At 77.6% G+C, this 13,293-nt stretch carries 6 protein-coding genes; 2 read left to right on the top strand and 4 right to left on the bottom strand.

Translation table 11 applies throughout. The features are described 5' to 3' along the window. The first annotated feature begins 123 nt into the window (after positions 1 to 123). Both OKX07_RS16030 and OKX07_RS16025 read left to right on the top strand, forming a co-directional pair. Complete coding sequence (locus OKX07_RS16030) at positions 124 to 1,953, top strand: dynamin family protein (protein WP_265628989.1); 1,830 nt, start codon at positions 124 to 126, stop codon at positions 1,951 to 1,953. After that, positions 1,950 to 3,494: a dynamin family protein gene (locus tag OKX07_RS16025; protein ID WP_265628988.1), complete on the top strand. Its 1,545-nt coding sequence runs from the start codon at positions 1,950 to 1,952 to the stop codon at positions 3,492 to 3,494. The genes OKX07_RS16030 and OKX07_RS16025 overlap by 4 nt, the downstream gene beginning before the upstream one ends. A gap of 428 nt (positions 3,495 to 3,922) precedes the next feature. Here the strand turns inward: OKX07_RS16025 and OKX07_RS16020 are convergent, their stop codons facing one another. The 4 genes from OKX07_RS16020 to OKX07_RS16005 form a co-directional block, all read right to left on the bottom strand. Beyond that, a complete protein-coding gene (locus OKX07_RS16020; RefSeq protein WP_265628987.1) occupies positions 3,923 to 6,379 on the bottom strand; it encodes a YncE family protein in 2,457 nt (818 codons plus the stop codon). A 229-nt stretch (positions 6,380 to 6,608) separates the two neighbouring features. Continuing rightward, positions 6,609 to 9,128 (bottom strand): YncE family protein, encoded by a 2,520-nt coding sequence (locus OKX07_RS16015; RefSeq protein ID WP_265628986.1) that lies wholly within the window; start codon positions 9,126 to 9,128, stop codon positions 6,609 to 6,611. Further along, positions 9,125 to 10,861, bottom strand: coding sequence for a hypothetical protein (locus tag OKX07_RS16010; RefSeq protein ID WP_265628985.1), 1,737 nt, complete (start codon positions 10,859 to 10,861; stop codon positions 9,125 to 9,127). The genes OKX07_RS16015 and OKX07_RS16010 overlap by 4 nt, the downstream gene beginning before the upstream one ends. Next, positions 10,851 to 13,289 carry a transglutaminase-like domain-containing protein gene (locus tag OKX07_RS16005; RefSeq protein WP_265628984.1) on the bottom strand — a complete coding sequence of 813 codons (2,439 nt, stop codon included), beginning with the start codon at positions 13,287 to 13,289 and terminating at the stop codon, positions 10,851 to 10,853. The genes OKX07_RS16010 and OKX07_RS16005 overlap by 11 nt, the downstream gene beginning before the upstream one ends. Positions 13,290 to 13,293 lie beyond the last annotated feature (4 nt).

The raw sequence follows: 13,293 nt of genomic DNA, 5'->3' as shown, positions 1-13,293 counted from the left end.
GGACCCCGGGAGGGGACCGGTGTTCCGGTCGGCGGGGTGACCCGGTGGGGGTGGGTGGTGCCTGTTGGGGCATCGGGGCGGGGGTGGGGTGGCGGGGGACGGTGGCGGTGGGAGCATGCGGGGATGGGGGACGTGGAGCGGCTGCTCGACGCGGTGGGCGACGCTGCCGTGCGGGCGCAGCGGGACGACCTGGTGCAGCGCGTGCGGGTGGCGCGGGTGCGGCTGGACGACCCGGCGTTCCGCGTCGTCGTGTGCGGGGAGTTCAAGAAGGGCAAGAGCTCGCTGGTGAACGCGCTGCTCGGCGCGCGGGTGTGTGCCACGGACGCCGACGTCGCGACGGCCGTGCCCACGTACGTGCGGTGGGGCGAGCGGGTCGCGGCGCGGGTCCTGGCCGAGGAGCAGCCCGACGCGGCGGGCCTGCGTGACGTCGCCCCGGCCGACGTCCCCACGGCCTCGACCGGCGGCGCGGGGGCGACCGGGCGGGCCGTGGAGATCCGGCTGCCGCGGGAGCTGCTGCGTGGCGGGCTCGTGCTGGTCGACACCCCGGGCATCAGCGGGGGCCTGGCGTCGTCGCACGCGGGGGTCGCGCTGCGCAGCCTCGCGGTCGCCGATGCCCTGCTGTTCGTCACGGACGCGGGCTCCGAGCTCGGCGCCGCGGAGATCGAGCTGCTGCGCCAGGCGGCTGCGCTGTGCCCCGTCGTGCTGGTGGGCCTGACGCGGACGGACCTGTTCGCGCACTGGCGGCGCATCCGCGACGCCGACGTGCACCACCTGCGCGTCGCGGGCGTCCGCGCCGACGTCTTCCCGCTGTCCGCACCGCTGCGGCACGCGGGCCTGCGCGCGCAGGACCGCGACCTGCTGGCGGAGTCCGGGTACCCGGCGCTCGCGGCGCGGCTCCTCGACGAGCGGGTGCGGGCCGCGGGCACGGGGGAGGCCGCGGCGGCGGCGGTCGCGGCGAGCACGCTCGGGCAGCTGCTCACGGCGCTGACGGCGGAACGCGAGGGGCTCGCGGACGACGCGACGGCGCGCGAGCGCAGGACCGCCTGGGAGCAGGCGCGGGCGCGCGCGGCGGACCTGCGCGGTGCGGGCGCCCGCTGGCAGCAGGTGCTGTTCGACCGCACGTCGGACCTGGCCTCCGAGGTCGAGTCGGACCTGACGGTGCGGCTGCGGGCGCTGCGCCGCGACGCCGTCGCGCACATCGCGGAGCTACCGGCCACGCGCCTGGAGGCGGACCTCGGGCCGTGGCTGCAGCAGCGCACGACCACCGCGCTGCTCGACCACCAGGCGCTGGTGCGCACGCTCGCGGACCAGGTGGCCGACGCGGTGGCCGAGCAGTTCGGCTCCGCGGCGTGGGAGCTGCGGCAGGGCGTCGCGACGGGCGGCGACGGCGCCGGTGGGGTGGACGTCGCGTTCGTCGCCGCGCCGGGGACGCGCGCGTCGCGCCTGGACCTGGGGCTGGTCGCGCTGCGCGGGGGGTCGGCCGGCGCGATGATCAGCCACGGCGCCGGCCTGGTGCTGGGGCTGGCGCTGCCCGTGGTGCTGCCGGTCGCGGTCGTGCTGTCCGCGGTGCTCGCGGGCCGGTCGTGGCACGCGGCCCGCGCGGGCCAGCTGCGGGCGCTGCGCGCCGAGACCGAGCGGGCCGTCGGCGCGTACCTCGAGGAGGTCGACACCGCGGCCCGCAAGCAGAGCCGCGCGGCCGTCCGGGGCCTGCAGCGGTTGCTGCGCGAGACGTACGCGGCGCGCGCCGCGGAGCTGCTCGCGACCGCGACGACGGCCGTCGAGCAGCTGTCGACGGCCATCGCCGAGGACGACACCGCGCGCATGGCCCGCACGGCGCGCGTCGACGCCGAGCTCGACCGGCTGCGCGACCTCGCCGCCCGGACGCAGGGCCTGCTCGCACCCCTCCTGGCGGCGCGGCAGGCGACGATCCCGGTCCCGCAGGGCACGACGTGAGCACGTCCACCGCCGACGCGGTCCGGGGTCTGCTGCGCGACGCGGTCGACGCCTACGCGGGCACGCCGCACGCGCCCGCGCTGACCGCCGCGGCGGAGCGCCTGGACGGCCCGTTGCGCGTGGCCTTCGCCGGCCGGGTGAAGGCGGGCAAGTCGACGCTGCTCAACGCGCTCGTCGGGCAGCGGCTCGCCGCGACCGACGCCACCGAGTGCACGCGCCTGGTCACGACGTACGTCGACGGGCCGGCCGCGCGCGCCTGGGCGGTGCTGCGGGCGGGCGGTCGGCAGCAGGTCGCGTTCGTGCGGGAGGCTGGGCAGACCCGCGTGGACCTGGGGGCGCTGGCGCTCGACGACGTCCACCGGCTCGTCGTGGAGTACCCGTCCTCCCGCCTGGAGCGCCTCACGCTCGTCGACACCCCCGGGCTGGCGTCCGCGCGCGCCGAGGTGTCGGCCCGCACCGAGGACTTCCTGCTCGGCGACGACGAGGGCGCGGACAGCGCCGACGCCGTGCTCTACCTGCTGCGCCAGGTGCACGAGGCGGACGTCGACTTCCTGCGCGCGTTCCACGCCGAGGACGACACGTGGGCCGTCACGCCCGTCAACGCCGTGGGCGTGCTGTCACGCGCGGACGAGACGGGCGGCGGCCGCGAGGACGCGCTCGCCGTCGCGGAGCGCATCGCCGCGCGGTACCGGGCCGACGCGCGCGTGCGGGCGCTCGTGCAGACGGTGGTGCCCGTGTGCGGGCTGCTCGGGCTGGCGTCCGTCGAGCTCACGCAGGCCCGGTACGCGCACGTCGAGGCGCTCGCGGGCGAGCCGGCGCACGTGCTGCTGTCCGCGGACCGGTTCCTGCGGGCAAGCGGCTCGGTGCCGTCGGACGCGCGCGCCGTCCTGCTCGACGACCTCGGGCTGTTCGGGGTGCGGCTCGCGGTGGGTGCCGTGCGCGACGGGACGGCCCCGGACGCCTCCGCCCTCGCGACGGTGCTGCGCGTCGCCAGCGGTCTCGACGACGTGCGCGACCTGCTGCTGCGCCGGTTCGTCGCTCGGTCGGGGGCGCTGCAGGCGCAACGGGCGCTGCGGGCCGTCGAGACGCTCGTCGCCCGGGACCCGGTCGCGGGCGCCGACCGGCTGGCGCGGCGGTGCGAGGAGGTCGTCGCCGGTGCGCACGACCTGGTGGAGCTGCGCCTGCTGGCCGACCTGCGCACCGGCGAGCTCGACCTGGGCGACGACGCGTCCCGCGACGAGGCGGAGCGTCTGCTGGGTGCGGAGGGCGACGACCCGCGCACCCGCCTGAACCTCCCGCCGGCGGCCCCGGAGTCGGAGGCGCCGGAAGGGTCAGGCATCCGACCACTTCTCGCACCCGCGGAGCCGGATGTGACCACTTCCGGGCGGTCCGCCGTCGACCCCGAGGTGCGGGCGGCCGCCGTCTCCGCCCTGCGCAGCTGGCAACGGCGGGCTGCGCACCCCTTCGCCGGGCCCGACGTGCGGCGCGTCGCCGAGGTGCTGCGGCGCACGTGCGAGGGGTTGGCGACGGATTCGCGGTGAGCAGGGTCGACGAGGGCTGGTGACCGGTCCCGGCAGAGCTCACGGCTCTGCCGGCGTCGGCGGGGAGCGACCAGACGGCGCGCGACCTGCAGGAGTCGCCCCTGCAGGCCGGCAAGCTCCGCGCGGTCGTCCGACGGACCTCCTGATCGCCGGGATCGCGCGCATCCACCAGGCGACCGTCGTGCACTACGACGCCGACTACGAGCACCTCGCGTCGGTCGAGCCGGAGTTCCTGCAGATGTCGATCGTCCCTCGCGGCACGGTTCCCTGACGCGGGCCCCGGGTCGTCCCTGCGCCTGCCGCGCATGTGCACCACGTCGCCCCGCTCGTGTCGTGGCAGCAGAAGGGGCGGGATCCTGCCCACCTCTCACGCCGGGCGAGCCGGGTCCTGACCACTTCTGCGGGGGCATCGGGGCCGGACGGGAGCGTCAGCCCCCTCCGAAGCACGGCGACGGGGTCGAGGGGTGGTGGAACACCGCGACCGGCCCGGTCGACCGATCGAGGCCGTCGACGACGGTGACGGTCTCCGGCGGCGAGGGGGGAGGGGTGTCGCTCGCGAGCTGGTCGACGTCCGAGGAGTACTCGTAGGTGCGGTCGGTGCCGGTCGTGTCGACGGCCGGGATCGTCAGGCCCCCGGCCCCGGTGACGGTGTGCCGGTCGGACCCGCCGACGGTGGCGTCGCGTACCTCGACGATGACCCTCGTGATCCACCGGGACCGGGCCACGCCGTCGGCGGTGTAGTTCATCGAGACCTGGCAGGACTCCGCGCTGAGCACCTCGGCCGGCGCGTCGGTGTGCACGGTGATGGCGTACGGCTCCTGCGGCTCGGCGGCCTCCAACCGGATCGTGACGCCGGACTGGGGCCCGTCGCCCGGGGGCGCACCCACCAGCTGCAGCTCCACGGTCGTCGGTGCGCCGCTGGGGTCCAGGGAGACGGTCGACGGGCCGGAGAGCCACCCGGGCAGCGTGAGCGACGCGGTCTGCGTCGTGCGGCACTGGCGTGCCTCGGCGGTGAACGTCCCGGTGGGCAGGGTCCGCAGGTCGACCGAGTGGTCGTCGCCGCTACCCGAGCCGTTGATCGTCATGTGGCACACGTACTTGACCCAGATCTCCATGCTCGCCGTGACCGGGGTGCCCCGGTCCGTCACGGTCAGCGAGACGGTGACGTCGGCGTCCTGGACCTCCAGCACGAGCGGGTCACCGGGTGCGGGCGGGGTCCACGCCGGCGGCGGGGCCCCGGACGGGGTCGAGACGTGCCACACCCACGACGCACCCGGCGACGCGCCGGTAACCGTCGGGACGACCGTGGCCGTGGTGTAGGGCTGGACCTCGGGCTGCCCCGCCTGGTGCGGGTCGAGCACGAGCGAGACGGTGGGTGCGGGGGTCGTCGGGGTCGGCGACGTGGTCGGCGTGGGGCTCGCGGTGGGCGAGGGAGCGGGCGTGCCGTCGCCCCGTCCCGGTCCGGGCCGGGACCCGGGGCCGGGAGCGCCGGGTGCCGCGGGTCCGCCGGGCGTGCCGGGCCGGTCGGACGACCCGGGCGGTCGGCGTCCCGCGTCGGGCCGGTCGGCGGGCGGGACGGGTGCGTCGGGGTCGTCGGCCTCGGCGGGCTGGTCGGCGTCGGGGGAGTCCTGCGCCTCGGGGGCGCCCTCGGGCGTCGCGCCCTCCGGCGTCACGACCTCGGCGCCCTCGCCGGTCTCCGGGTCGTACTTCTGCACCGCGTGCGCCGTCCAGCGGCCCCCGCTGAGCGTGAGCACGCCGGCGTCCGCGCCGTCGAGGTCGTTGAAGAAGACGAACCCGTCCCGGGCGTGCAGCTCCACGCGGTGGCCCGGCTCGGCGAGCGCGACGTGGTCGAGGACGGTGCCGGCGTCGGTGTCGACGACGGCGGTCGTGCCGGTGGTGTGGTCGGGGACGAACACGTACCGCCCGGACTGCGCGAGGGCCCCGTAGTCGGGCTGGTCGCCGGCCTGCGTGAGGTCGACCGTGCGGGTGCAGTCGTCGGTGGTGGTGGCGGTGACGAGCAGCGCGCGCGCCTGGGCGACGGCGACGTACACCTCGTCACGGGTGGTCGAGCCGAGGACCTGGACGTCGTCGGCGGGCCGGGTGTCCAGGCAGCGGGCGGGGCCGGGGCGCGCGTCGTCGCCGACGGTGTGCACGGCGCCGTGCGTGGGGTCGACGAGCACGGCGGCGCCGCGGACCAGGACCAGGCGCGCGGTGGCGGTCGCGGCGTCGGTGCGCCGGACCGTGCGGGTGTCATCGCCGGTGGTCACGCGCGTGAGGGTGCCCGCGGGGGTGTCCAGCGCCCACAGGTCACCCGCGTCGTCGACGACGGCCTGCCCGGGGCCGGGCTGCGCGGTCAGCGTCACCTCGTCGCGCACCGCGAGGGTCCGCGGGTCGACGCGGGCCGCGGTGCGGGCGCCGGCGTCCAGGACGCGGACGACGTGCGCGTCGCCGGGTCCGGAGTCGTTCTGCAGGACGTCGAGCGAGCCGCCGGCCGTCCCGAGCGCGACGGGGGTGCCGACGGCGAACGTGGCGTCGTCGAGGCGTGCGACCGTGCCGGCGTCGTCGTCGACGAGGTACGCGCCACCGTCACCCTGGGCGACGCGCAGCGCGTGCCCGGCGCCCGGGACGCCCACGCCCGCGACGACGTCCTCGGACGCCCCGTCGAGCAACGTGGCCAGGCCCAGCTCCGGGGAGACGACCCACGCCGTGCCCGCCGTCTGGTCGAGGAGGTGCGCGGCGTGCCCGCTGCCGAACGTCGCGGCCAGCGCGAGGGGCGCGGCCACGGCGAGCGCGGTGCCGCAGGTCAGCGCCATGCGTGCGCGAGGGCGGACGCGGGCCAGGAGTCCCGCCACCCGGGCGTTCGTCCCGGACCCGTCGCCCGCCATCGCTTCCCCCTCGCGGGCGGACGCCGGCCCTCCACCGGCGTCCGCCCGTCCACCTGGGAGGGGGCGTGGACGGTCGTCCTGATACGTCGGGCGCGACGAGGTCGATCCCGCGCGCCAGCAGGTTCACGGCTCGGCCGGTGCGGGAGTGGTCGGACATCCGCTCACTTCTCGCGCTCCGCGAGTTGGATCTGACCACTTCCGCGGGGCGTGCTGCAGGCGCGGTGCCGGGTCACCAGCAGTCGTCGGCGGCGTTGGTGACGGGGGATGACGCGCCCGACGAGTCGGTCGCGCGGACGCTCCACCCGGCGCCGCCGACGAGGGCAGGGTCGAGCTCGATCCAGAACAGCTTGGGTGCCTTCGAGCTGTTCGTCATTGGGTGGGTGTCGCCGTTGACGGTGAGCCGCACGTCGAGGTTCGACAGGTCCCCGTCGTCGTACGTCGCCCAGAACTGCACCATGCCTCCGCTGACGAGGCAGAAGGCGTACCCGTCCGGGAGGTCGTCGCTGGGGATGATGGCCGGCGGCACGTTCGCCAGGACGTCGAGTCCTTCCTCCTGCGGCGTGTCCAGCTCCAGCCGCACGGTGACGGCGGCGGTGTTGCGCCCGTCGACCGGTGGGTCGCCGGTGCGCGTCACCGTGAGCCAGGACGAGTCCGACGGCGACAGCGTGTACGTGCCGCCGCCGCTGAGCCACGAGGGGACGACGAGCGTCACCTGCTCCTCGTAGCAGCCGGGGATCCCGACGACGACCTCGTCCGTCGACCCGATCGCGGGCAGGTCCAGCTCGACGGTCTGCACGGACAGGTCGCACACGTACACGACGGGCACGTCGATCGAGCGCGAGTCCTGCGAGCCGCCGGACACCACCGTGAGCGTGACGGTGAGCGTGCCGACGCCTCCGACGTGACCGAGCTCGAGCGGGTCGCCGGGGGCCGGCGGCGTGAACGGGACCTCGCCCGACGCGTCGTTGACGGCCGTCCACGTCCACGTCGCGCCGGGGGCCGCGTCGGCGACCTCGGCGACGACGACCGCGGACGAGGTCTGCGAGTACTGCGGCTCGGTCGCGGCCAGCGAGACGATGCTGACCCCCGGCGGCCGCACCTCCACGGCGAGGGTGCGGGTCGCGCTCGACGTGCCCACGGTGACGGTCAGCCGCAGCTGGTACGTGCCCTCGTCGGCGTCGTCCGGCAGCGTGTGCGAGAAGGAGGTCGCGGCGTCCGACGTGGTCACGGCCCCGCCGCCCGGGCCGGTGAGCGTCCACGCCCACGTCGCACCGTCGGTGCCGGTCGTCGTGGCGGTGAACGTCGCCGGCTCGCCGAGGACGACGGAGGCGGGCTCGACCGCCAGCGCGGTGATCTGCGGCCCGGCCGGGGTCGCGATCGGACCCGGCGCCGGGCTCGGCGGGGGGCTCGGCGACGGGTTCGCGCCGGGCGGGACGCCGGCGCGCGGTGGCACCTGCGCGCCCGGCGTCTGCTGGTCGCGCGGGGCCTGCGGGTCGTCCGGCTCCTCGGCTGCGGGCTGCTCCTGATCCTGCTCGTCCTGTCCCGGGTCGCGGGGCGTCGGTGCCTGACCCTCGTCCTGCGGCACGACCACGTGGGTGCCCTCGCCCGTGGCGGGGTCGTACTTGTCGAGCGCCGTGTGGTGCCACACGTCGCCGCGCAGCGTGAGCACCCCGGTCCGGTGGCCGTCGAGGTCGTCGTAGAACACCAGGCCGTCCTTGGCCTCCAGGACGACGCGGTTGCCGGGGTCGGCGAGGTCGAAGGCGACGCTCGTGCCGTCCTCCGTGTCGACGACGGTGGTCGCGCCGGTGGACAGGTCGGGCACGAACACGTAGCGGCCGGACTGCGCGAGCGGCCCGAACCGCGACGTCGTGGGGTCGCCCACCGCGACCGTGCGCGCGCAGTCCTGCCGGTCGACGGCCGCGACGAGCAGCGCGCCCGCGACGGCCGCGTACACCTCGCGCGTCGTGCGCGAGCCGAGCAGCTGCACGGTGTCCGTGGGCCGCGTGTCGAGGCACCCGGACGCCCGCGGCGTCCCCCCGAGCGCCGCGAGCGTGCCCGTGGCGGGGTCGGCGAGCACGGGCCGGCCCTGCACGAGCAGCACCTGCGCGGTCCCGGTCGCCAGCGCCGTGCGGTGCACGGACTTCACGGGCGTGGCGCCGCCGGGGCCCACCGCGACGCGCGTGACGTTCCCGGCGCCCGCGTCGACGACCCACAGGTCCCCGTCATCGGCGACGGCCGCCTGCCCGGGCCCCGGCTGAGCCGACAGGGCCGTCTCGTCGCGGACGTCGAGGGTCACTGGGTCCACCTGGGTGACGGTGCGGGCACCCGCGTCGACGACGTGCACGACGTGCGCCGGACCGTCCGGGCCCGGCTCGTTCTGCAGGACCGTGAGCGCAGCCCCGGGCGTGCCCAGCCGCACGGGGGTCCGCACGACCCAGGCCCCGGTGTCGACGCGGGCGACCGTGCCCTCGTCGCCGTCCACGAGGTAGGTGCCGCGGTCGGTCTGCGCGACGGACAGCGCGTGCCCCGCCCCGGGCACGGCGATCGTCGCGGCGATCTCCTCGGTCGGCCCGTCGACGAGGGACAGCAGGCCCTGCGCGGCGCTGACGACCCACGCGCCGCCGGAGCGCTGGTCGAGGACCTGCGACGCGTGACCCGCCCCCACCACGGCGGCGAGCGCGAGCGGCAGCGCGACGGCGAACGCCGTGCCGCCCGCGACGGCGCCGCGCGGCGGCGCGGACAGCCTCACGGTGCCCCCACCGCGACGTCGACGCGGACCAGGGACTCCGGCCGCCCCTCCACCGAGACCCGCAGCGCGCCCGCCCCGGCGCCCGGCGTGGGCGGCTGCCCGACCTGCTCGACCGTGAGGGTGACGGGCGACGCGGGGCCGAAGTCCCCGCCGGGCGTCGGGTGCAGCCACGGCTCGTGCTCGACGACGAGCTGCTGCGCGACCGGGCACGCCGGGTCGACCGCGACGACGACCGTGGCGTCGACCGCGAGGTCCACCAGCGACGTCGAGACGAGGAGCGGGCACCACTCGACCGCGCTCAGCGTCGTCGTGGCGCGCGCGGTCGCCCCGTCGCGCGCGACGACGAGCGTCACGACGTACTCGCCGACGATCGGCAGGACCGCGATGTCCAGCGGACCCGGAGTCGTCGGCGGCCACGCGTCGACCTCCCCCGACGTGAGGTTCTCGACCTGCCACTGCCACGTCTCGTCGGGGGTCGTCACGCCCGTCACCTCGGCCTCCACCAGCACCCGGCCACCCAGGGGGTACATCGCGCGGTCGGGGGTCAGGGTCTCGACCCGGAACGTCGCCGGCACCACCGGGTCGGCCACCGTGCCCGGCTCGCCCGTGCGCACCACCTGCGTGCCCGCGCCCGTCGCGGGGTCGTACTTGTCGACCGGGGTGCTGCGCCACGTGCCGTCGGCGAGCTCGAGCAGCCCGGAGCCGTGCCCGTCCAGGTCGTTCCACAGCACGGTGGACCCCCGCACGACCAGCTCGACGCGGTGGCCGGGGTCGGTCAGCGCGAACGTCTGGACGGACCCCGTCGTGGGGTCGACGACGCTGGTCACGCCGCTGCTCAGGTCGGGTGCGACGACGTACCGGCCGACCTGCACGAGCGGGCCGAGGTCCGCGTCCCGGGCGCCGACCCGCGCGACCGTCCCGCACCCGCCGCCGCCCGTCGCGGCGACCCGCAGCGTCCCCGCGGCGGCGGTGAACACCTCGGGCGTCGTCGCGGATCCGACGACGCGCGCACCGGACGCCGGCGCGGGGGTCCCGGGGCACGCGCTGGGGCGGCCGCCGTCGAGCGGGTGCAGGGCGCCCGCCGCGACGTCGACGAGCACGGGCCGGCCCTGCACGAGCACGAGGTCCCCGCCGGCGTCGTTCGCCGCCGTGACCCGCAGCCCGCCGTCGGTGGCCCGGACGCGCACGGCGCGGTCGTCGTCCGCGGCCCACAGGTCCCCGCCGTCGTCGACGACGGCCCGCAGCGCGTCGCCCAGCGACAGGTCCGCGGTCGCGCGCACGTCGAGCGTGCGCGGGTCGACCTGGCGGACCGTGCGGCCGTCGAGCACCCACAGCGCCCCGTCCCGGCCCGGCGTCGCGCGGCCCGGCAGCACCCGCAGGGGGCCGTCCGCGGCGGCGAACGCGACGGCCCGGCCGACGCTCCACGTCGCGGCGTCCAGCCGGGAGACGGTCCCGTCGCGCACCACCCAGGCGTCGTCGGTGCCCTGCACGACCGTCGTCGCGGCATCGGCCACCGGCAGTCGCAGCGTCACGGCGACCTGCGCGGACGGACCGTCGACCAGCGAGACGAGGCCCCGCGCAGGGGAGACGAGCCACGCGCCCCCGCCCACGAGGTCCACGACGTGGGCGGCGTGCCCGGTGCCCCACAGCCCCGCCAGGACGAGCGGGACCACGGCGAGGAGCACCCCCAGCGTGGTCCCCACCGTGCGTCCGCGGCGTCGCTCACCTGCCACGCCCCGCTCCGTCCCGCGCGCCCGCGGCCACCGGCACCGGGACCGGCGTCGCGTCGCCCCCGGTCTCGGGGGGTGTCGCCCGGTCCGACGCACCGGCGCGCGTCCGCGGGCCGCGCAGGGTCCGCGGGTCGACGGCCGCGAGCACGCGCCGCGGCAGCGGGGTGCGTGCGGCGGCGCGGCGTCGGGCGTCGGCCGCGAGGGTCCAGGCGCGGCGCGCGGTCGCGTCGGACGGCTCGGCGGGTCCGCAGACGGCGGCGGTCACGAGCATCGCGAGCTCGCTCACCGCCTCGGCGGCGGCGCCGGCGGCCCCGGTGGTGCCGCGCACGGTCGCGGCGACCTCCAGCGGGGTCCGCGCCAGGGCGACGGGCACGCCGTGCTCCCGCAGCACGTCGCACGTCTCGCGCCACGCGGCCGCGACGCGTCGGGCGGGGGTACCGGTGGTGCGTCGGCGGGTGCGCCGCAGGTGCTTGGCGAGGGCCACGCCCCCGGCGACGAGCAGCAGGGCCAGGACGATGCCGGCGACGACGAACGCGCCCGTGCGGGCGACGCGCCCCAGGAGGCCCCCGGCGACCTCGGACCCGGCCTGGTCGGCGGCGTCGTCGGCCTGGGTCGGCTGCGCGACGGTGTCGTCGGGTGCGACCTGCGGCACCTCCGGCTCGTCGAGCCGTGGGGAGTCGACCGTGTTGGTGATGTCGGTGGGTTCGAACGCGACCCACCCGTACCCGTCGAGCAGGACCTCGGGCCAGGCGTGCACGTCGGTGCTGCGGACCTCGACGACCCCGTCGACGGCCCGCGTCGGGTCGAGCCGGTAGCCGACCGCCACCCGGGTGGGGTAGCCGAGCGCCCGCGCGACGACCGCGAACGCCGACGCGTGCTGCTCGGCGTACCCCGGCTCGGGGTCGTCGGTGCGCAGCAGGCGCTCGAGCGCGCCGTAGGAGTGCCCGGGCAGGCCCAGCGGGTCGTAGTCCAGGGCCGCGAGGGACGTCGCGAGGGCGTCGAGCTGCGCCCACGGGGTGACGCCCGCGGCGCGCGCGGCGTCGGCGCGCTCACCGACCCACTCGGGCACGTCGGGCAGCGCGAGCAGGCCGGCGTCACCCGGCGGGGGGCCGGCCTCCTCGACGCCGTCGAGGTGCGCGACCAGCCCGCTGACGGTGTACGACGTGGCGCCGGACCGCTCGGCCGCGTCGTCGGCGCGCACGAGCGTGCCGCCCGCGGCGTCGAGCGCCGCGGGGACGCCGGCGAGCGCGACGGGCTCGCCGACGACGGGCAGGAAGATGCTGCTCCCGGTGAGCACCTCGACGTCGAGGTGCACGGTGTCGGCGCCGGCGGCGTACGTGGTGCTGTGGGGCAGCGCGCTGCCCGCGAGCACGAACCGGCCGCCCTGCGTCCACAGCGCGCCGTCGAACCGGTCGAGCGCGGTGAGGCGCACGTGCGTCACGTCCGCCGGGTCGCCGTCGGTCCGCACCCGCACGCGGTACAGCGTGACCTCGGGGTCGGTGAGCTGCGGGCGCACCTGGACGAGCGGGCTCAGGCCCTGGTCGACCTGCACGGGGGGCGAGTAGGCGGTGCGCGGGTCCGCGCGCCCGCTGCCGTCGGCGAGCGGCAGGGCGGTGGTGCCCAGGACCGCGAGCGCGACCACGAGGGCGGCGCCGGGCAGGCCGATGAGCACGCGGCCGGCGGTCGAGTGGCGGCGCTCGGCGGCCAGGTCGACGCCGACCGCGCGGGCGTCGGCGAGGCTCGCGCCGTCGTCGGTCGACGCACGGTTGGCGCGCACGAGGACGAGCAGCAGCGCGGCGGCGAGCATCCCGACGGTCGCGACGAGCGCCCACGTGTCGCGTCCGGCGGTCAGCGCCAGGCACGCGACGAGCACGACGAGCGCGGGCAGCGCGACCGTGACGACCAGGCGCGTGCGCAGCACGAGCAGCACGGCGACGTACGCGGCGGCGAAGGTCAGCGCGACGGGCAGCGCGAGCAGGTCGGGGCTCGGGTCGGCCGGCAGCGTGACCGTGAGCATGCGCGCCCACCCGGACAGCAGCCCCTCGGCGGTGGCACGCAGCGCGTCGGTGCGCGGCAGGCCGTACAGCGTGTCGCCGGCGTGCAGGCCGTAGAGCTGGCCCACGACGAGCGCGACGAGCCCCACGGGTGCCAGCGCCCACGCGGGCACGCGCCGCCAGGTCACGAGCCACGCGAGCGCACCCCCGGCGACGGCGGCCAGGCCGACGGGCAGCGCCCAGCCCCGCCCGGCGAAGAACGGGGTGAGCGCCGCCGCGGCGGCCAGCACCGCGAGGACCGCGAGCACCGGTTCCGCGGCGCGCGCCACGGTGGGCCCCCAGCGACGCCGGGGCCGGCGCGGCGCCGCGGGTGCGGGGCCGCTGCGGGTGGCCTCGGGCGTTGCGGCGGCCGGTGTGGCGGGTGCGTGCGTCGTCACGTCG

It is taken from the genome of Cellulomonas sp. S1-8 (genome assembly GCF_026184235.1).
Taxonomy (GTDB): Bacteria; Actinomycetota; Actinomycetes; order Actinomycetales; family Cellulomonadaceae; genus Cellulomonas.
Note: the sequence above shows the minus strand (reverse complement) of the source record. Positions and strands in the feature narration are given on the sequence as shown.

Excerpts from the sequence above, each read along its gene's own strand:
- OKX07_RS16030 (WP_265628989.1), top strand. The coding sequence starts at position 124 with ATGGGGGACGTGGAGCGGCTGCTCGACGCGGTGGGCGACGCTGCCGTG.
- OKX07_RS16020 (WP_265628987.1), bottom strand. The coding sequence starts at position 6,379 with ATGGCGGGCGACGGGTCCGGGACGAACGCCCGGGTGGCGGGACTCCTG.